This is a genomic window from Shewanella piezotolerans WP3, assembly GCF_000014885.1.
GTDB classification, from domain to species: Bacteria; Pseudomonadota; Gammaproteobacteria; order Enterobacterales; family Shewanellaceae; genus Shewanella; species Shewanella piezotolerans.
On the sequence record NC_011566.1, the window covers coordinates 873186 to 893569 of the forward strand.

21 protein-coding genes and 1 pseudogene are annotated in these 20384 nt (G+C 42.8%); 9 read left to right on the plus strand and 13 right to left on the minus strand.

Features of this window, described 5'->3' with window-relative positions; all coding sequences use genetic code 11:
• The first annotated feature begins 343 nt into the window (after nt 1–343).
• Both SWP_RS03845 and SWP_RS03850 read left to right on the plus strand, forming a co-directional pair.
• A complete protein-coding gene (locus SWP_RS03845; protein ID WP_044555643.1) occupies nt 344–2113 on the plus strand; it encodes an alkaline phosphatase D family protein in 1770 nt (589 codons plus the stop codon).
• A 963-nt stretch (nt 2114–3076) separates the two neighbouring features.
• On the plus strand, nt 3077–3637 hold the full coding sequence (locus SWP_RS03850) for a phosphoribosyltransferase (protein ID WP_020911059.1): 561 nt from the start codon (nt 3077–3079) through the stop codon (nt 3635–3637).
• A 79-nt stretch (nt 3638–3716) separates the two neighbouring features.
• Here the strand turns inward: SWP_RS03850 and pepN are convergent, their stop codons facing one another.
• From pepN to SWP_RS03870, 4 genes are all read right to left on the minus strand, one after another.
• Nucleotides 3717–6353, minus strand: a complete 2637-nt coding sequence (pepN, locus tag SWP_RS03855; protein WP_020911060.1) for an aminopeptidase N — start codon at nt 6351–6353, stop codon at nt 3717–3719.
• Nucleotides 6354–6485: 132 nt separating this feature from the next.
• A complete protein-coding gene (gene lpoB, locus SWP_RS03860; RefSeq protein ID WP_020911061.1) occupies nt 6486–7079 on the minus strand; it encodes a penicillin-binding protein activator LpoB in 594 nt (197 codons plus the stop codon).
• Nucleotides 7080–7102: 23 nt separating this feature from the next.
• On the minus strand, nt 7103–8470 hold the full coding sequence (locus SWP_RS03865; RefSeq protein WP_020911062.1) for a COG3014 family protein: 1368 nt from the start codon (nt 8468–8470) through the stop codon (nt 7103–7105).
• Nucleotides 8471–8732: 262 nt separating this feature from the next.
• On the minus strand, nt 8733–8945 hold the full coding sequence (locus tag SWP_RS03870; protein WP_020911063.1) for a SlyX family protein: 213 nt from the start codon (nt 8943–8945) through the stop codon (nt 8733–8735).
• 452 nt (nt 8946–9397) lie between these two features.
• Between SWP_RS03870 and fkpA the strand changes: the two genes are divergently transcribed.
• Nucleotides 9398–10171 carry an FKBP-type peptidyl-prolyl cis-trans isomerase gene (fkpA, locus tag SWP_RS03875; protein WP_020911064.1) on the plus strand — a complete coding sequence of 258 codons (774 nt, stop codon included), beginning with the start codon at nt 9398–9400 and terminating at the stop codon, nt 10169–10171.
• A 72-nt stretch (nt 10172–10243) separates the two neighbouring features.
• On the opposite strand, the gene SWP_RS03880 is transcribed toward fkpA, so the two are convergent.
• Complete coding sequence (locus tag SWP_RS03880; RefSeq protein ID WP_020911065.1) at nt 10244–10798, minus strand: DUF4136 domain-containing protein; 555 nt, start codon at nt 10796–10798, stop codon at nt 10244–10246.
• 177 nt (nt 10799–10975) lie between these two features.
• Between SWP_RS03880 and SWP_RS03885 the strand changes: the two genes are divergently transcribed.
• Nucleotides 10976–11281 (plus strand): DUF1289 domain-containing protein, encoded by a 306-nt coding sequence (locus SWP_RS03885; RefSeq protein ID WP_020911066.1) that lies wholly within the window; start codon nt 10976–10978, stop codon nt 11279–11281.
• A 29-nt stretch (nt 11282–11310) separates the two neighbouring features.
• On the opposite strand, the gene SWP_RS03890 is transcribed toward SWP_RS03885, so the two are convergent.
• From SWP_RS03890 to SWP_RS03910, 5 genes are all read right to left on the minus strand, one after another.
• Nucleotides 11311–12570: an ATP-binding protein gene (locus SWP_RS03890; RefSeq protein ID WP_020911067.1), complete on the minus strand. Its 1260-nt coding sequence runs from the start codon at nt 12568–12570 to the stop codon at nt 11311–11313.
• Between the two features lie 18 nt (nt 12571–12588).
• The gene (locus SWP_RS03895) at nt 12589–13302 is read right to left on the minus strand and encodes a response regulator (protein WP_020911068.1); all 714 of its coding nucleotides are present in this window, start codon (nt 13300–13302) and stop codon (nt 12589–12591) included.
• Complete coding sequence (locus SWP_RS03900; protein WP_020911069.1) at nt 13302–13721, minus strand: DUF3019 domain-containing protein; 420 nt, start codon at nt 13719–13721, stop codon at nt 13302–13304. Before SWP_RS03900 ends, SWP_RS03895 begins: the two co-directional genes overlap by 1 nt.
• Before the next feature lie 5 nt (nt 13722–13726).
• Complete coding sequence (locus SWP_RS03905; RefSeq protein WP_020911070.1) at nt 13727–14605, minus strand: MipA/OmpV family protein; 879 nt, start codon at nt 14603–14605, stop codon at nt 13727–13729.
• A 764-nt stretch (nt 14606–15369) separates the two neighbouring features.
• A complete protein-coding gene (locus SWP_RS03910) occupies nt 15370–15852 on the minus strand; it encodes a YcxB family protein (protein WP_020911071.1) in 483 nt (160 codons plus the stop codon).
• Nucleotides 15853–15988: 136 nt separating this feature from the next.
• On the opposite strand from SWP_RS03910, the gene SWP_RS23330 reads away from it, so the two are divergent.
• Together SWP_RS23330 and SWP_RS03915 are read left to right on the plus strand one after the other, a co-directional pair.
• Nucleotides 15989–16114, plus strand: coding sequence for a TehB-like domain-containing protein (locus SWP_RS23330; protein WP_079891983.1), 126 nt, complete (start codon nt 15989–15991; stop codon nt 16112–16114).
• A 241-nt stretch (nt 16115–16355) separates the two neighbouring features.
• Nucleotides 16356–16589: pseudogene (locus tag SWP_RS03915) on the plus strand (TehB-like domain-containing protein); the annotation flags it as partial.
• Between the two features lie 57 nt (nt 16590–16646).
• Here SWP_RS03915 and SWP_RS03920 read toward each other — a convergent pair.
• Nucleotides 16647–17531, minus strand: coding sequence for a universal stress protein (locus tag SWP_RS03920; RefSeq protein WP_020911073.1), 885 nt, complete (start codon nt 17529–17531; stop codon nt 16647–16649).
• A 288-nt stretch (nt 17532–17819) separates the two neighbouring features.
• On the opposite strand from SWP_RS03920, the gene SWP_RS03925 reads away from it, so the two are divergent.
• From SWP_RS03925 to SWP_RS03935, 3 genes are all read left to right on the plus strand, one after another.
• Nucleotides 17820–18023, plus strand: a complete 204-nt coding sequence (locus SWP_RS03925; protein ID WP_020911074.1) for a hypothetical protein — start codon at nt 17820–17822, stop codon at nt 18021–18023.
• Nucleotides 18024–18096: 73 nt separating this feature from the next.
• Nucleotides 18097–18342, plus strand: coding sequence for a hypothetical protein (locus tag SWP_RS03930; RefSeq protein WP_020911075.1), 246 nt, complete (start codon nt 18097–18099; stop codon nt 18340–18342).
• A gap of 107 nt (nt 18343–18449) precedes the next feature.
• Nucleotides 18450–19202: an SDR family oxidoreductase gene (locus SWP_RS03935; protein ID WP_020911076.1), complete on the plus strand. Its 753-nt coding sequence runs from the start codon at nt 18450–18452 to the stop codon at nt 19200–19202.
• Between the two features lie 36 nt (nt 19203–19238).
• Here the strand turns inward: SWP_RS03935 and SWP_RS03940 are convergent, their stop codons facing one another.
• Nucleotides 19239–19655: a VOC family protein gene (locus tag SWP_RS03940; RefSeq protein ID WP_020911077.1), complete on the minus strand. Its 417-nt coding sequence runs from the start codon at nt 19653–19655 to the stop codon at nt 19239–19241.
• A 40-nt stretch (nt 19656–19695) separates the two neighbouring features.
• Nucleotides 19696–20304: an NAD(P)H-dependent oxidoreductase gene (locus SWP_RS03945; RefSeq protein ID WP_020911078.1), complete on the minus strand. Its 609-nt coding sequence runs from the start codon at nt 20302–20304 to the stop codon at nt 19696–19698.
• Between the last annotated feature and the right edge of the window lie 80 nt (nt 20305–20384).

Genomic DNA, 20384 nt, shown 5'->3' on the forward strand with positions numbered 1-20384 from the left:
CCTTAATCGGTGAGCTTTTTTTTGCCTCAAATTTACAGTCAGACCAATCAGTATAAACATCTTCTCGCAAAAACTCGCCAATCTGGAGCGTTTTGGGCTGCCTATTTCTGTGCTGGACAACTTCACAAGGGAGTACCCGTTCTTTCAGTTGTTCGCCTTGAATCAGTTTGCCCAAAACAGCTCTGAGTAGATCAAATTCTTATATTGATTGCTATGAATAGACTTGAAATCTTACTGTTAACAAAAGCTTTACCAAAATGTCACAGATGTGTAATAGTGGCTATTTACCATCCTGACTCATTAGACCTCGTACCACTAAAATAAAATTAAGGGAATAATAATAATGAAACGACCTTTCTCACGAAGAGATTTTCTTGCTATGTCAGCCAAAGGCGTAGGCGCTGCAGTTGTATCATACGGCCTGATGGGCTGCAGCAGCGATGATGACGACGAAAACGTTATAGCTGCTGAGTTTCTACACGGTGTAGCCAGTGGTGACCCGAGCCATGATGCGATTATTTTGTGGAGTCGTGTGTCGCCATTGTCCGCTGGTGATATCAAAGTATCCTGGGAAGTCGCCACCGATAGTAGTTTTAGTCAGGTAGTGACTAATGGTGAGATGGTCACTAATAGCGACCGAGATTACACTGTAAAAATTGATGCGACTGGGCTTGAGGCTGGAACCCAATATTTCTACCGTTTTAAGGCTGGTAGCAATATGTCTCCTCCAGGTATGGCTAAAACATTACCTCAAGGTGCACTCGCGCAAGCAAAATTTGCCGTTCTATCATGTGCTAATTTCCCTGCAGGCTACTTTAATGTCTATGAGATGGCATCAAGAATGGATGATTTGGATGCGGTTATCCATCTAGGTGACTATATCTACGAATATGCTCGTGGAGAATATGCCAGCGAACGAGCCGCAGAGCTTGGACGTGAAGTATTACCTGAAGGCGAACTATTTAGCTTAGCAGATTACCGTACTCGCTATGGGCAATACCGCAGTGATTTGAGTTTACAGAAATTGCATGCCCAAACCGCCTTTATAACGGTTTGGGATGATCACGAAGTGGCTAATGATAGCTGGCGTGAAGGGGCTGAGAATCACAATGACAATGAAGGTGATTTTGATGCGCGCAAAGAGGGGGCATTACAGGCTTATTTCGAGTGGTTACCGATTCGTCCTTGGCGAGAAGGGAATCACGAAGAGATCTATCGCAGCTTTCAATTTGGTGATCTTGTCGATCTGCACATGCTAGATACAAGACTGCTAGGTCGAGATAAACCCCTTGAATACCCAGACTATATGGATCCTGCTACGGGTGGGCTAGATAGCGCACGCTTTATGGCCGATGTTACCGACACCAATAGAACGATGCTTGGGCAAGAGCAGCAAACGTGGCTACAGTCGACGCTATTGACCTCAACCGCCAAATGGCAAGTGCTCGGGCAACAAGTGCTTATGGGACAGATGATGCTTCCTGCAGCAATAGCAACGCAGCAATTGTCTATTCCTGAATTTGGTCAATTAGCCGCACTAGCAGGCTTTGCAGCAAGAGCACAGGCAGGCGATCCGACATTGACCGCTGATGAGCTCAAGTATCTGCAGTCTTATGGCGATAAGCTAACCCCTGAAGCGATGGCGCTGTTGCAACTACCTTCTATTCCTTACAACTTAGATGCTTGGGATGGATATGCCTATGAGCGTGAAGTTATTTTGGCAACCGCAAAGTCATTGGCGAAAAACCTTGTCGTGATAGCGGGTGATACCCATAACGCTTGGGCCAATGAGCTCAAAGATGCTGCTGGCGATGTGGTCGGGGTTGAGTTTGCAACAAGCTCAGTATCATCACCTGGGCTCGAGTATTACTTAGGAATTGAAGCTAAAGATATACCCGCGACAGAAGAGGCAATTCTTGGGCTTGTCGATAGCCTTAAATACGCAAACTTAATGAATCGCGGAATGTTGACGTTAACCTTCACACACGACGAAGTTCGCAGTGATTGGCGTTATGTCGATACCATTATGACCCGCGGGTTTGTGGAAGATATAGCGCGTAATCATTCACTGGTCACTAAAGCGGGCACGCCTAGCTTGGAAGAGCTGACTTAGGCAAAGTGTCTTAAAAAATAAAATATCCCCGTTCTACCTGGAGATGCAGAATTCAGTGGGAATTTTATGGGCTTTATACCAATTGTATTAAAAGTTTGACCATTCAGCGGGAATTCAAAACGCTGTAGGAAAGTAGTGGGATTTGAGCTAATAGTTATTCTATATCCAAATCCCATAGCGAATCATACAGCGTTTGCCAATTTGTTTAACCTCAGCCGCACTACGTGAGTTCCTCAGTCTTTCCACTTCTGCTTTGCATTGGCTTAAAAGGGAACAACCATTTCTTTACCAATGCGCTTTGAATTGAAAAGACTGAGGGGCTCTGAACTGGTCAAATACTTAATGCAATTGGTATTGATCACGGCATTGATTGCTACTAATGGTCACTCCCTTGGTAAATCAATAACACTGAGTAAAGCCCATTAAAGCCCATCGCAGAAGGCTTTGTGCCAGCCCACTTCATTGTTACAGTCACTTAAAAAGGAGTAAGCATTTCTACGTTAATGCGGTTAGAATTGCACTGGCACACAGCCTCTGAAACGAGCAGCTTCAAGTAGAACGGCTATAGATATTTAATAAATGGCTGCCTTCAGGTGGCCGTTTTTATGGTAAGTGTCCACTGCACCGGCCCGGGTGAAGTGCTTTCGTTATACTGCAATGAATCCTATCAGCATAAGAGTATATTGCTCACCGCTATCACTAATATAGATCTATTTAATGGTGGCAATCTTTAGAGTACATATTCAATTTGATTGGCATAAGCCACAACTTTGCGCCATTTTTGCAGCATTAGTGCAGTTTTTAGTATAAAATTCGCCTCCAAAATCGGGTGGGTGCCTACACTTTAAACAGTTGCGCTAGGACTTCGCTAGCGAGAGCCTATTTCAGAGTTTGGAATAGTGGCTAGCAACTGCATTTTTGAGACCCAAAATAAGATAACTATACCAAGATGGGGACGGTCAGATGTCAGATAAACGCTTTATAACGGCGCAAGAATTACTAGAAGATTCTTTTCGCTTAGCAGCACAGGTTTATGAAAGTGGATTTCGTCCACAATTTATTGTGGGTATATGGCGTGGTGGCGCGCCGATAGGGATTGCTGTGCAAGAGTTTTTTGACTTTAAAAAAGTAGAAACTGACCACATTGCCGTTCGTACTTCTTCTTACTATGGTATTAACCAGCAGAGCAAGCAGATCAAAGTACATGGCTTACACTATATCGTTGAGAATGCTAACGCAGACGATGGTTTATTGATTGTTGATGACGTGTTTGATTCAGGTCGCAGTGTTCACGCGCTTAAAGATAAGTTAAGTGACTTGATGCGTTTGAACATGCCAAAAGATGTGCGTATTGCTTGCCCATACTACAAGCCTAAAAATACTTCTGTACCACTAACACCTGATTACTTTATTCACGAGTCTGAAGAGTGGTTGGTGTTTCCTCATGAAGTTGCCGGGCTTTCAGCTGAGGAGCTAGCTGAAGGGAAAGGTGATTTGAAAAATATTAAAGACTTATTCGTTTAATTGATTAACTGAATAAGAAAGCCACCGTTAAGGTGGCTTTTTGGTATCTAGAGAAACTTTATAGTGAGGCTATAGTTTATCAATGGCTCATCTTTGACTTTATCAGTAAACATTTCTGTTCTTGTCCAATAGCCTCTTTTAGCGCTCTATCTGTGCCATCAGAGAGTTGACTGTTGCTTTGCAGGTTTTGCAATGCGCTTTCATTGGCGTAGCTGCAGTTTGTTGGGATAAGGTATTTGGCATAACTACGCATAAATACTGGCCCTTTCTCACTGTCTAGCTTAGCGAGTGTTGCTAGGCGTTGATCCGCCGTAACTGCGCTCAGTGCTTTTTGTTCACTAGGGTATAGGTTTTCAATGATACTGCGCTGCTTAGAAAAAGGCAGGTTTGTTTGTTGCTGGATGCGAGTTAGCCACTGACGTTTTTTCAGCGCGTCAGGGCGAGACACTTCGGCTGCAAGAGCTGATTTTTGTCCTGCATCACTGTTGTCGACACCGCGCTCTTTTCGCAACCAGTACATAGCCGTTGGATGATCGTAGCGATTTAAATGAGCGATCATCAACCAGCGAAGATCTTGATCTAGCACTAACCCCTTGATACTGGCTTTATCGCTGAGTAGCGCATCGATATGATTGAGTGCATCTTTACTGCGTGCAAAACTGACATAGTTTTCAAACCAGCGACGCTGAAAGTCTCTGCTATCACTTTTTATCATTACTTTTCGAAGGCTCATCTGTTCAATGGCCCTGATGGCTTGCTTGGCAAAACGTTGATTGCTCGGATCCATCTTGTCGAGATAACTCCGAGTTTTTGATAAACTCTTAAGCACTTGCCCTACAATGGTTTGGTCTGCTTCTCCTGGTAAATTGACCAGCACGGCACCGATATAATCGTTCAGAGATAAGCTGCCATCTTCAACACTATCCCACAAGCTTTGCCAGAGCATGGAACGTAGCAATGGATCTTTCACAAGGCGCAAATTTTGTTTTGCGGTCTTGAAAGATACAGGATCAAGGTTGACCTTAACGAACCCCCAATCTTGATAGTTAGGGTAGACAAGATCTGGGCAGTGTAAACCAATTAAACGAGTGACCTTAGTCGTGGCACCTTTATAGGTCACAGGCATACTAATATTATGATGCAGACGGCTACGCCCTTGAGTAAATAAACCTATTTGAACCCGTTGTTCACGCAAGGTCGATAGGGCACTATTAGGAGCTGACTGCGTCAGGTTAAACTGTGTAATGCGGCCATTTTCACAGCTGAAATCGGCTTTAATGCTATTCACCCCAGCTTCATAAAGCCATTGTTGACTCCAAGTGGTGAGATTTTTATTCGCTGCATTTCCTAGACTTTTAATGAAATCATTGAGCTCGGCATTTTGATAGCTGTATTGCTGTAGGTAATCTTGCACACCTTTCTGAAAAGCTTTCTCGCCTAACAAATGGTTTAGTTGCTTTAGTGCTGAGGCACCTTTTGAGTAGGTGATCGCATCTATATTATCAAAGGCATTTTGGCTACTCGCAACGGGGACTTCGATAGGGTGAGTGCTAGTTTGGCTATCTAAGTGGTAAGCACTTTGCTTGTTATTGGCATAAAAAGTACGCCATGCATGGCTAAACTCTGTGGCCTCAGCAGTAGCCAAAGTCCCCATAAATGAAGCGAAGCTTTCATTGAGCCATAGGCCGTTCCACCACTTCATTGTGACCAAGTTACCAAACCATTGGTGAGCCATTTCATGCATGATGACACCGGCTAAACGCTGTTTCTGCGCGGCAGTCATTTCGCTATTGAACAGAAAACGACTTTCGCTAAAGGTGATTGCTGCAGCATTTTCCATGGCACCATAAAGGAAGTCTGGTACTAATACTTGGTCGTATTTTTTAAATGGATAAGGGATGCCGAAATAACTGTCGAAAAACTCAAGCCCTTGTTGAGTATAAGTAAACCAGTCTTGAGGTGTGACTTGATCTGCGACAGATTGACGCGCAAATAAGCGAAGCGGATAGGGGCCACTATTATCGGCCCACTGCTGGTAAGGGCCTGCATGCATTGAGAAGTTGTAAGGACTCAACTTAGGAGATTGCGGGAATTGCCATTGGCGAGTATCCCCAAGCTCAGTAATTGAGGACTCACGCATAGCACTAATGACAGTCCACGCTTTTGGTGCTGTGACAGAGAGCGTAAAGTTTGCTTTTAGATCTGGTTGGTCAAACACGGCAAACATCTGCTGCGCTGCAGCAGGTTCAAAATGAGAATATAGATAAACCTTGCCATCGATTGGATCGACAAAGCGATGCAATCCTTCGCCGTTGGTGCTGTGCTCTCGACTAAATTGCACTTCAACGGTGTTATTACCTGTACTCAATAAGCCCGGGTTTAAAGTGATATAACTGCCGTTGTAGTTTGGGTACACCTTTTTACCATTAATACTAAAATGGCTAATGGTAGCTTGGTTTAGATCGAGTGTGAGTGCTTTGCTTGTGTCACTTAGGTTGAAGTTAACAATCGTGGATGCTGAAAATCGACTTTCGCCGGTTAAGCTAAAGGCTAAATCATATTTTACATCCGAGATCCTAGCAGAGCGCTGCATGGCTGACTGTTGGCTAATGTATGCTGTACCGTCTCGAGCTGATATAGGCTCTCGTGGTGTCGAGTTGCATGCACTTAGCACGATAGAGAGTAGAGCAACCAGTACAGTATAAAACAGCTTCAAAACAGCGTCCTTCTAATAGGCGAATTGGATAAGTTGCATACGGTACCTTATTTCTTCGATGTGCAGAAGTTTAAATAAAAAAGCCAGCGAGATGCTGGCTTTAATTACTTAGTTAGCGAGTGCTGACTTATATTACATTCCTAAGAACGATTTAGACTTAACTTTGCGGATCTCTTTTTCATCAGACCATTCAATCAGGCCAGTTTCTAGATCCATCAAACGCATAGTCATCTTGTAGTAAACATCTTTAGTGCTGCCATCTTGCTTCACAATGCTAGATAGGTTGCCGTATAGCATGTACTGTGCACCTATTTGACGACCAAAGCTTATCGCCGTTGATGGGTCAACCATGCCTGAATTGTTCTGGTAATCTAACTGCTTACGAACAGAGTCAACTTTGGTCATGTCAATGAAGCGGAATTTGCCAGAACGAAGCAGCTTGTTGCTGATTGAATCTGTGACAGATTCTGTATCGATATGCTCAGAGGTTTTGTTTTTAATCTTATCAACAAAGATGATTGGACGGTCGTTAGCGGTAATCGCTACAACGGGTGGAAAGGTCAGCATGCTATCGACCATTTTAGCTGAAATAGCTTGTAGGTCAGTTGAACCGAAGTTCTCATTGACGGTTTCCACTTCAGTGGCATCACCGTACTCAACTTTTGACTGACACGCAGACAAGCCAATAACTGCCGCGAGAATAAAAATAACTTTTAAATGTTTCATAGTAAATTCCATACAAGTGATTGCTAAATGATTATTGAATAAAAACGGGTGTAATTGCCAGTATCAATGGCCCATATAAGTGTGGTGCGGCCAGTTTCAACTTTAATCGTATTTGCTACAGCATTGTCGAGCTTAACCGAATAGCTGCCAGCCTTAACATAACTTCGGGCAATTTGTGCTTGCTCAGGCAAGGTCAGCCAACTGCGCCTATCGGCTTGCTCTGATATAACGTTAAAAATCTGCATAGCAATTGAGGCGTAATCAGTTTGATTATTTCGACGTTTGCTATCACTTTCAACACTGCGTGCCATTTCAGACTTGGCATATACTCGGGCAGCTTGTCTGACTAATGCAGCAGGAAGATCCTCTTTGAGCGCGGTGATGGCCAATGAATCTATATTGGCAATAGGCGCTGCAATAAGCACTGTCCCAAGTCCTTGTATGCGACCAGGCTTGACCGATTGCTTGGTTGGGAAGTATGTCGCCAGCGAAGCGGTTTGCCAATTACCATGAATGGTAAAAGGCACTGTGAGACTTTGTTTCTCCGGTACAAATCCTCGCTCGAGCATGATGATAACTTGTCCTTCATCTTTTTTCGGAAGTACGGCGTCACCCCAACGTTTTTTAAATTCGTCATACTGTGGCATTGAAAGCTGCTTAGCTAATCTGACTAAGTCTCTTTGCAAGTATGGATTATTCGGTGAAATCTGTGCTGCTTTTCGGTAATCAATATAGGCATCATTGGGTTCACCTAAGACCTCGTGCAACATGCCTGTAGTGTAATAACTATAGGCATTTAAAAATGAACTGGTGGTACTGCCAGCGGCCTTGCCAAGTTTATTGACTTCAGCATCGATGGTGCCATTTGCCATTGCTTGCACAGATTTATTGGACTTTTGATAACGAGCCTGTTCAGAGCTCTGTAGTTCATTACTGCGACGCACCTCGACTAATGCTCCCTCAGCATCACCACTGAAGAGATAGTTAAGTGCTTGGTATTGATGCAGCATTACCCTCTCATAACCTGGGCCACGGTATGGGATCACATTATCATTGATGAATATACTGGTTGCGGTGGCTCCAGCATCAGTTAGGCTGAGCTTTGCTTTATCATCAAACACTCGGTAGGCATTAACGGCATCTTGATAAAAGGATTTACTGGCCTCAAAGTCACCAGCTATCTGAGCCGAACGTCCTGCCTCTTGCGCATACAGTAAACCATCGGCGCTGGTTATTTCAGACTCAACAATTTTTGCAGCTTGTTGCGGCGTTGCAGAATTAAGTTGCGCTTTTACCGGTGCAATTTGGGACGGATAGTTGATGAATACGCTATTAAATGCACACCCACTGAGGCTTAGCATCATAGTCGTTAGCAGCAAGATACTTTTCATGCTAACGCCTCGGTAATGTCTGCTACTAGCATTGGCTTCCTTGTTTGCTTGTTTGGAAAATAGATGTGAGCGCTAAAATGCATTATAAATGATAAAAGAATTCAGACATGCAAATTAATATAAACTTACAAACTTCATCTATATACCGCTATATATACCATATCGAATCTGAACCGAAGATGAATGCAAATAACCCCTTTGTCACTTAAATATAGCAAGGGCTACTGCTGAACAGAAAACTTCGCTGGTTAACTTCGTGTATTTAATAATGTGGCGGTGGCGTTTCGTCAGCTTGGGACGCCATATTACTTGGCTCAACAGACTGAAGTTTGTTCAATAATAAACGCAGCTGCTCTTGTTGTAGTGCGACGACATCGTTTAGTTTTATGACTTGCTGGTTGAGCTCTTCGATAGTGCCATCTTGGAATGCCAACTTCATCTCTAGCTCTTCAACTCGGTGTTCTATGTTATCCACGTTAACCTCTGATGGATTGGCAAGTACTCAATGTACTTGCTTATGACGATCTTAATTAGCGCTGGAGTATACAACGCCTTGCAATGTTTGGGGATAGCCGCGCTTGCAACTTGTTGAACAATATTGCGCAATAAGCGAAGGTTGTCTGCTAACAGTAAGCTAAAAGTAAACAAAAGCAGTTTAAGTAACAATTGTAATCAATATACGATGAACTTGCTTTGCCCTTTGTTGTCTTCTTAATGAATCTTTGTTCATACTAGTGTGTCAGTCATTCAGGCTAAAGACAGCTAAAGTATGTAATATATTAATCTGTATTGGAAAAGTGGCTTTAATCACAGCCGTGCCGCTTTTGTTTAATCAGATTGGAATAACCTATTTAACTAGTATAAAGTGGTTCGCCTAATAAAAGTAAAGGTTATAGTAACCACGTGTAGATGCTGAGGAAGCTTTAAATGAAATCTCTTTATAAATATTCACTAGTGGCTTTGGCCGTTGTTGGCCTTACTGCGTGCAATCAAGAGCAAGAAGCTGTTGCTGCTCCGGCCGCAGTCGAATTGAAAACCGAAGCGCAAAAAGAAGCTTACAGCGTTGGTGCGTCAATTGGCACATACATGGCTGGTCACATTAAAGAACAAGAAGAGCTTGGCTTAGCAGTAGACAGAGACCTTATCGTGACAGGTTTCAGCGAAGGCTTGAATAGCGAGCTTAAGCTTACTCAAGAAGAGATGCAGACAGTATTGCAGAGCCTTGATGAAAAGCTAAATGAGAAGCGCCAAGCACAAGCTGCAATTCTTGCAGAAAAGAGCTTAGCTGAAAGCACTGCTTATTTGGAAACAAACAAAGCCAAAGAAGGCGTGACGACGACTGAGTCTGGTTTACAGTACGAAGTACTCACTGAAGGTACTGGTGAGAAGCCTGTAGCTGCTGACACTGTTAAAGTCCATTATGTTGGTACACTAACTGACGGAACTGAGTTCGATAGCTCAGTGGCGCGCGGCGAGCCTGCAACATTCCCACTTAATCGTGTTATTCCTGGTTGGACTGAAGGCGTACAGCTAATGTCTGTGGGTTCTAAGTACAAGTTCGTTATTCCTGCTAACTTAGCATATGGCGATCGTGATACTGCAACGATCCCTGCTAATTCAACGTTAGTATTTGAAGTTGAGCTATTAGATATTGAAAAAGCCGACTCTACTGCAGAAGCAAGCGCTGCACACGCTCACTAATCTCCACCTATGGTGAAGAAAAAAGGACGCTTTGGCGTCCTTTTTTGTGCCTGAATGGCAGCGGGTTTACGCTTACTGCTTTTTCTGTGGTGGGAATTGAGCCAAAATCTTGCTGACTGTTGCATTGGTTTCTTGCGCTTTCTCTTTCCCGCCATCATCGAAGCTAAATTTATCGCTACCTCGCCAAATAAGTAGCTTTGTCTGTGGGTCGAGAATATCAATCTGAATAGTTTGAATATTAGCCGTATCACTGCCTACAGGTACATCGACAGTGGTGCCGATACTGCCACCACTTGAACTGCCCCATGAGCCCGCGCCTAGGCCAATTGAAAAACCGGAATCCTTCGGCTTATCATCAACTCTAAATCCATAAGTGACTAGAAAGTCAGCATTATCATCTTGTTGAACAAAGCCCTGAGTTGTAAGAGCTGTTGCAATCAAGTGCTGTATTCTAGCGGCACTTAAAGGATCGGCCGTTTGTGTTGGATTAATCTGGCTAAAACTCTTTAGCGGAGCAAAATTATAGTTGAGGTCGTAATCATTTTTTGGGGTAGAGCTGCAGCCAAGCTGAGCTAATAGCGGTATTGATATTGCGCAGGTGAATAGAATACGTTTTAGTCTGTTCATTCTCGAACCTCTCATTTTAGGTGGCAACGCCTTTGTCCTACTAGCCTACAACTTTGGATTACTTAGTGCGATGAATGTATTTGGTTAAAGGTTAAGTATAGTCATTTTAGTTAGATAGGCAGTGCTAATGTAGCTAATGGAATTGGTATTAATCCTTACATAGTATATGTTTAGGGTATGGAACAGTTAGAGTTTTTTGAAATCCCCAGTCCCTGTATTGGTGTTTGCCAAAGTGATGCTAGGGGATATTGTAAAGGATGTTTACGTAATCGAGACGAACGGTTCAAGTGGCTCGAGTTTTCTGATGCGCAAAAATTTGATGTCATTAGGCTGTGTAAGCAGCGTAAGCGTCGCCGCCAACTTGCAATGCTAAAAGCTAGAAAGGCACAGCTGGTTGAAGAGAGAGCGAAGGTAAACCCGAGTTTAGATTTTCAAGAACACACCGCTGAGACATTCGATTCAAAAGATTTTAAATTAGACTAGTGGATTACGACTTGAGTCCATTGCTGGCGCTATGGCTTATGCCAAATTAGCGTGAATTGGGTAAAACCTGGCTGACTCTCTAGTGTAACTCTGCCTTGATGTCGCTCCATTATTCGCTTGATAATGGCTAACCCTAAACCATGGCCCTTATTACCATTAGTGCTGGTTTCACTGCGATAAAAGGGTTCAAAAATTTTGAGCTGATCCTGCTGCAAAATCCCTTCACCATCATCAGTTACCGATAATAGAACCTGTTCAGCTTGCACACTTATTTCAACGGCGATTTTGTCGACGCAAAATCGCTGGGCATTGGTAATTAGATTCTGTAAAGCACGCTCAATTAATGATGGTTCTGCCATAACCTGTACGGCTATATCTGTTTCAATTAACTCTATAGGCGTTGAATGATGTGTTTGCAGACGACTGATAGTTTGTTTTGCGAGACTGTTTAACTCACAACGTTCAAACTGTAGCCCTTCTCTTTGGCTCTCTAAGCTTGCGTAGGTAAGTAGCTCTTGCAGCAGGTTTTCCATCTCCTTGATATCGAGTTGCATCTCATCGAGAAAGGCTTGGCGACGTTGAGGATCTGACTTCGGTAGGCAATATTGTGGGATCAATGCTAGGGCGAATTTAAGACGGGCAAGCGGCGTTCGTATTTCATGAGACACTGCATTTGAAAGGTGTTTTTGGTTTTCAATCAATGCACTTATGTGTGCTGCCATATCATTAAACGTTGTCGCTAGCGGTAATACTTGTGAGCGCTTAGTCAGCTTAATGCGGGTATTCCATTTGGCTTGACCAAACTCTTTGGTTGCATTGCGCAGTGTTTTCAAATCTTTAGATAGTGGCCAGACCCAGATAAGGGCTACAAAAGCTAAGGACAAATAAAAGAATATATTATAAAGACCCCGTAAACTTGCGTCAGGGTCGAGCTCTATCGGCCCTGCCATTAAGATCTGCTCGCCTACCGCAATAAATTGTAGCTCATGGTTGATGTCATATGGGGTGGCGATCACGGCATTGGTTTGCACCATTTGATCTTCTGAGAATGCAACTTGATCGGCATCGAGTAATGCTAGCGGGAATTTGGGGTTAGTATTGATGCTTTTTAGCATCTCATGTCGTTGAGCATGGGGGAGTTTGCTCAGCACTTGCGCTAAAGCAACTAAAGGTGCGTCTAGCGCACCTTCTTGATCGACATTCTTTTTCCAAAGACTATCTAGCGTCCAACCTATACCCAGAAAGCCAAGGCTTAACAATAAATATAAGCTTAAAAATAGACGCTTCATTTGTGACTAACTTGAAAGTTAGTTATTCCATGCTTCCGGTGCGAATAGATATCCCTGTCCCCAAACTGTTTTGATCCTAAAAGGTGTTTCTATGTTGTCACCGAGTTTCTTTCTTAAACGCGAAATACGCACATCTATCTTTCTATCTTTACCGTCAAAGTCGATATTTAGCAAATATTGATAGATATACTGGCGGCTCATGACTTGGCCTGCTTGCGAAGCGAGTAACCACAATAGTTCAAATTCATGGCTGGTAAGATCAACTTCGGTCTCGCCCAAGCGAATGGCTTGAGTGTGAGGATCGATACTTAGTTTACCAAAGCTTAAGCAGTGAGATTCAACCTGCGGCGGCTTAGCCTGGCGACGCAGCAGATTATTAATTCTGGCAACTAACAGTGCTGGGTCGACCGGTTTAACCACATAATCATCAGCCCCTAGCTCTAGGCCTTTAATTTGGTCTTCGTTTGAACCTAATGCACTCATCAATAAGATAGGGCCAGCAAAGTAATCGGGTAGCTTCTCACAGAGCGTTAAACCATCCATACCAGGCAACATAATGTCTAACAGGATGATGTCAGGTTTATAGTTGATGAGACGGGTTAAGACTGTGTCTCCGCGACGTTCGACTTCGACGTGCATTCCATGCGACTTTAAGTAATCTACGATCAAGTTGGCCAGACGAATGTCATCTTCTACGAGTAGGACTCTATGCGTAGATTGAGAGTTGGTCATTAGAATAAACTCCATGGGTTGCGGTAGCGTCGCCTAACCTGAGGTGACGAAGCTTGGGTAACTTTTAATTTTACACCTGCAAGTGTCTCGTGGGTATCTTTGTCTATCATGACAAACTGAATATCTTTGTTTGCACTGATATTCACCGCTAAAGAGTTAACATCTGGTGAACTGTTGCACCATTTTTTTAGTTCTTTGTAATCAGAAAGAATGCAAATAGGACGTTCGCGTAACAATTCCCACCCCAGTACAACTTCAGTATTGCAGGTTTCTTCATCTGCGCTAGTAATACAGATCTCAGGAGATAGGCTTAGAGTTGCTGCCAACGGCTCATCTTCACCTTCATCGGCGACAGCATAGCCGCTCAACATGGAGCAGAAAAGTAAGGGAATAGATAATTTTTTAGTTAGCGATAGCACTGATATTAAAACCTGTATGCTGCGCCTACAAAATAGGTAGTTGTGTAATCTTTCTCGACTAATGGACTATCAACAATTGCATCGGCAATGTCGGTATAGCGGGCAACAAGCAGTAAATTCCAATTCTCAGTTAACACATATTGTCCTGTAAATTCGATACTTTGATTCAAAGCAGACTCGGCTTGGTATATCTCGCTCCAATAGGGGCTTTCGCTCGGCCTGATACCGTAGTAATAGTCAACGACTTGTTCACTCTTCCAGTCTAACACAGCTGAAAATTCAAAATTCCAGCTATCTAGCGGAATATTATAAAGCCATTTTAGCTGAGCTTCTGTTCCGTTATGCACATTAAAAAGATCGTGTGCAACAGAGGCTTTCACTATACCAAATCTTGTGTAAAGAAAAGCCTCTGCTCCGCCAAGATAAGTAAAGTTTCTATTTGTTAATTCACTTGTATCGATTTCCGGCTCGCTGTTAGTGGCCATTATTGAAGGGCCATTTGTCGTTGCACGTTCGACACTATTACCTTTTAGTAGAAAAATATTAGAAGGATCCCAGCGATAGAAGAATGCGCGGTCTGTACTAAAAGTTCCCACTAGGTTAACGGTGTAATTCTCGCCTTCGGTGAGAGTGTAACCGATATTACCATTATCAAAAAACCATTGGTCGCCATAGTAAGCAATAGTAGGAATGGCATAAAGAGGAATATCATCAAAGTCTTTGAGAGGGTTGGACTTTTCACCATAACCAAGTGCAATACCGATATCCCAACGACCCACTTCAATGCAGTCGCTGTTGTTATCGCAACCCTCACTGCTGTTGCTAGCATGGGCTGTGGTTGTTAAGAAGCTAATGCTTAAGATTAGCGCCAATAAATAATGCATAGATTGATATCGACTTATGATTACAAAATTAACAAATGAGAATATAGAGTATCACTATTTGCTAATGGCAACATGAATGAGAGGAGATTTGTTGCAAAGTGATACAGGTCACAAAACAAGCAGGCCCGCAGTCAGTTACTTTCCGTCAAAAATACTTAAGTCATTAACTGAATAAGAATGCTGAGTAATCGGGAAGTTTAGGTTATTGAATAAACAAGGTTTACTTGGATACTTTTCAATTTATGTAAATATGCGTTACGGCTGTTTTTTTTGCTATTTGTAAATATTTAGGCTGTGTTTTTGCCATTTTACAGTCAATGTAACCAAGGCGTTAGTGGTGATTTATTTTTGAATGGTTGCATTATTTGTGATTGGCCTCACATTGACACAAGCTTACAGGCGTTACTTTCGAGTACTAGAGGCCACTTGTTATAAAAATTGTATTAGGAGCTGTTGATCTTACTAAGTTTAAACTCACTAAATAAAGTGGGTAACGCATTCATGTTGGAAAAAATAAAAGCATTAAAACGAACCCGAAGGATCGCGCTTCTTGGCTATTTTTACTGTGTTGCAGGTTATTTGTGGAGAATAACTAAACGGCATAGCCGCCTTGTTGAAATAGCCAATAAACTACGGCAAAACAACCGAGAAAGATCAAATGCCCCTAAGCAGCGGCAGTACAAATAGCTGCTAATGTCTTTGTTGTAGCAAATTAAACTGCAGCATGAGAAACTGCTATTTGGCTGTTTCTCTGCACAAAGTATTCAGTTCAGCGCGGCTCCTTTTTGCCTGACAAAGGCTGTTGCTGTTTCATCAAGACTACGTTTTGATAGGTAGCTGACGCTTTTTGCTTGCTTAATTAAAAAGCCTTGCTCAGTCTCTTTGACTGAAACGATATCTTGCCAAAAAATGGTGCCTTTCACATAAAATGAGTCATTGGAGACACCTTGTTCATCTATGGTTAAGGTCACTTCGTTGTTGGCTGCCTTACTCATCATCTGGCGCAGTAGCCACCACGGTTTTTTGTAGCGGATATTTAGCGCTTCTAAAACCCCTAAAGCGATCAAAAACCATGAGGCGTAGGCATTGATCCCCGTTAGTAGTAATAGCACACCAACAAGGGAAAAGATGATGGCCTTTCGATATGCACGTATCGATGTATCTATAGTGACAGATTCATCAAAGCACTCACTGAAGTGACTTTTATCTAAGGTGTACTGTGTGGTGTAGCTATATTCAGAATTCATTGGGGCTCGTTCGTTTGATACTTGGGTGCCAGCTTCGCTAGCAATTGGCCTAAGTTTGCATATAGTTGATTAACTCAGGCTTAATCACGCTATATTGAAGCAAAGTGCGATAATGATAAAGGGATTAAAACAGACTATGGCAACGATACCGAAAGATTTTGTTAATTATAAATCAACACCGCTATTTGATAAGAATACAGTGCCGAAGATGTTCCTGCATCTGCATAACACTAAGGCAGGAGTATATACCTGTTCTACTTGAAGATGCAGGATTCAGTGGGAGTTTAATCGACTTTAATCAAGACATTGATTGCCATTAATGGTCGTTCCCTTAGTAATATCAATAACACAGAGTAAAGTCGATTAAAACCCATCGTAGAAGGCTTTGTGCCAGCCCACTTCGTTGTTGCACTGACTTAAAAGGGAATAACCATTTCTACGCTAATGCGCCTAGAATTGAACTGGCACAATGCCTCTGAACCGAGCATCTTCAAGTAGAGCGGGTATATGGGCAGATCCACGTGTTAAGCGGCACGGTTAAATTTTATGGCTTTAAGGATAGGCGAGCAGAGGTAGAAACCGAACTACTGATAGAGGTCGGGCAAACTGCTATCTCGCCACCGCAGTATTGGCATAAAGTTGAGTTACTCACGGCTGATACCCAGTTTCGAGTCGATTTTTGGGCACAAGCCGACTCAGCCATAGTGGCAGAAAACCAAAGTGAAAGAGACGACTAACTAGTCGATAGTCGCGCGGATGTAGGTTGTGACTGTGGTGAATGATAAGTTAACTTATTAGTGGCTAACTGGCTTTATCGCTAGAATGTCGCACTTTAATTGATCGATGATTACCGATGAGGTGTGACCTTTTAAATCGCTGATAAAGCCGTGATGTTCACCTGCGCCAATCACTAGCAAATTGGCGTTACACCTGCTGGCGATTACAGGGATGACGTGATCGGGAAGTCCCTGTTCAAGGTGTAGATGGTCACTGTCAAGTTGGTAGGCTTTTGCTGAGTCAACCAAATGCCCCCAATGCTGACTTCTTTGTTCTTCATCGCTGATGAAATTTGCCTCACGTTTGATGGACATGCTCCAGTTTTCCAGTTGATAACAATTGAGCAGGTGTATGTCATTTTCTAGTAGACTCGCTAATTGCTGGCTATCTTCTAGCAAATCCTGATTCAATTCTCTATGAGCAATGTTAGAGCCGGCCGTTTCTAATGCGGTTAAAATGTGTCCCTGCTTTTGCCATGACTTATTACCGACGATTAAAATTGGTAGATTGCTTTCTCGCAGTAAGTGCTCTTCGCAGCTAGGCAAAAATTCACTGACTATAGTGTTATGGTGCTGATTATTTATCATCACTAAATCATAGTCGCTAGCATTGGTCTCATTAAGAATCGCAATGTGGTCTTTGGTGTTCTTAATTTGCTTAACCTCGACTTCGACTCCTAGCCGTTGATACTTACTGAGTAGCTTGTTGACAAATAACATTGGATCGAGCGCATTATCAGGGATTAGACCTAAGCGGTTGAGGAAGTTGTTATAAGGTTTCTCCACTTTTAAGGCTGTGACCTTAGCTTTGGTTTTACAGGCAAGTTGCAGTGCTTTGTTCAAGGCAAATTGGGCGACTGAATTGTTGTCGACTAGCGCTAATGTATGGTGGTACGAGATCATAGTGAAATACCCCATCTATCTTTCACTCTATTTCGAACAACTGTAGTTGAAAGTCCAGTAAACACACGGCTTAGCTAATATCGAATTACGCTTAAAGTTTGCCTTGTAAGTGCTTTTCAATCTAATTAACGATAACGTGCTGAATTCACTAACCACTACACTAAGTTCATTTCACTCATTTAAATAAATTCAAAACTTAAAATTGAGTAAATGTAATGTTAATTAACTTTAACCTGACATTAACCTAGTGAGTCGGTAAGGTTTTTAGGGTCATCAAGGAGTAGTGATATGCCAACAACCGACAAAGGAAAAAAAGAGCTACTGACATCTAAATATGCCAGTTTTGAGCTAAATGATCTGCTGGAAATGCAGACTGAATTTGCGCTAATAGAATCGGTGTCGCAATCGAAAACACTAACAGCAATGCTGTGTATTGGCATTGCTTTTTTTAGTGCCTTTGGACTTTTCTTACTTCATATGGCACCAAGCTAGAGCTCATAAATACTGCTAAAGCAGTTTGTTCATCACGGGCACCAATCGACATAAGAGAGGCTAAGGAGAAGCGATGTTTGTATTTGCAATGGAACTTGCGTTTTGGGTTGTGTGGGATTTAGTACTCTCTTTTGTCTTGTATTTTACTGGGGCAGTCGTGATCCGTATATTCACTTTTGGTAAGACCTGCTACCCCTTAGCACCAAGCAGCTTTTTTCAGCGTCGGAAAATACAGAAAAGGGATCCTTTTAATAGCGCCTTCATTGTTGGCTTTCTATTTTATGCTTTGTTGTTTGCTGCTGCGATTTGGTTTGCGTAGAGCGGGCTTTAGGATACGCTTAGCTATAATTAAGGTTCAAACATCTGTTTACATTCTGACCGTTCAACAGTAGCTTAGCGTTAAATAACAGTTGCTAGCAGAATCAAATGACAATTAGAAAAACAATTTTGATCACTGGTGCCAGTTCCGGCCTTGGCCGTGGTATGGCCCTTGAGTTTGCGCAAAAAGGGCGAGACTTGGCGTTATGCGCGCGTCGAATGGACAGGCTGGAAGCCTTAAAAATCGAACTTGAAACGATTAACCCCTCTATTAAAATCTCGATAAAGCCCCTAAATGTCACGAATCATCAGCAAGTATTCGAAGTGTTTGATGCCTTTAATAAGGAGCTTGCAGGCATAGACAGGATTATCATTAATGCTGGTATGGGAAAAGGAGCCTCAATCGGTACTGGTCACTTTGATGCAAATAAACAAACCGCTGAGACCAATTTTGTTGCATTAATTGCTCAAGCAGAAGCAGCTATGCAGATTTTTAGAGCGCAAAACTCAGGTCATTTGGTGACTATCTCTTCGGTGAGTGCAGTGCGGGGTTTTAGGCGAGCGATGACAGTTTATGCGGCGACCAAGGCTGCAGTGACTTCGTTGACTGAAGGGATCCGCATTGATGTGATGCACACGCCGATTAGTGTCAGCTGTATTCACCCTGGTTTTATCCGCAGCGAAATCAACGACCACGTAGAGAAGGTGCCTTTTATTGTCGATACCAACGTCGGCTGCCGCGCCATGGTTAAAGCCATAGAGGCTGAAAAAGCCAATAGTTTTGTACCGAGCTGGCCATGGGCAATACTACATTGGATATTGCGAATAGCGCCCAGTTCATGGGTTAGAAAAATGAGTTGATTAGGCTCATTGTTGTGACATCGTTGGTTTTGATTATCAGTAGCGATTTCGCTCTCGGGGAACATCGCTAAGGTATTGCACAAACTCTACTTCATAACCATCAGGGTCAATGTAATAGGCATTGCGGCGAAAAGGGTCTTCTGCGCCGTCTTTATCGACGGGATGGCCAATGGCGGCTAGTCGCGCAATGACGCCGTCAAGATCGTCCACCACAAAAGCAAAATGAGCCAGCCCAACTTGGTGGCCTGTTAAGTCTCGGTTGTTGCCAACACCATCGTCATTGAAAGTCAGATATTGATAGTCATCACCAAAGTGCACCCAGTTCCGATCCACTCCATACCACTGACTAACACCGCCGCCACGGGTTTTCCAGTGAGGGAAAATTGCTTGATAAAAGGCTAGCGTTGTTGGGATATCTTTTACCACTAAATTTAAATGTTCTAGATGCATCATAATGTGCTCCTTGCTGTTGCTCTTTGGGTTAACTTAGGTATTACATGCCGTAACTGTACTCTTGTTGCTTAGGGTAGGGCTTATCTTGATGATTAGTGCGAATAACGGATAAAGCCTCGCTGTATTGCGCCAACATGTACAGACAGTAGTCGATGCGTTCACGTAAATGCTTATCACGATCATCAATGGCTTGCTCAGTATTTAATACCTGCTCGACATTACGAATAATGAGGTGATCAGGTGTTGCAACCAGCTTATTGTTTTTTAACGCATTCATTCTCAATTCTGCAATGGGGTAGGCACCACTAATGCCGCTTACTACTGAGACTAACAACGCAGGTTTGTGCGCCGTATCTTGGTTATCACACATTAATAGAAAGTTTTTCATCAGTGGCGATGCCATTCCGCCCCACTCAGGGGTGATCAGTATTAGTGCATCAGCACGTTTTACTTGATGTGAGATAAACGGCCAGCGACTGCCGTCGGTTGTTTTACTCTCGGGATCGCCATCCCAAAAAGGCAGTTGATATTGGCACAGTTCAATGTGTTTCACTGTATGACTCGGCAGCATCTGTTGCATTAAGTATTGAGCAACTTTGGCGCTTTGCGAGTCCTTTCTTTGGCTTCCGCTAACAATAACTAATTCCATTTAAGTAAACCTTTTTGTTTATTAAGTTTTAAGTAAAGTAATATCTTTACATAATAAAGTAAAGAAAAAAGTTTACATAA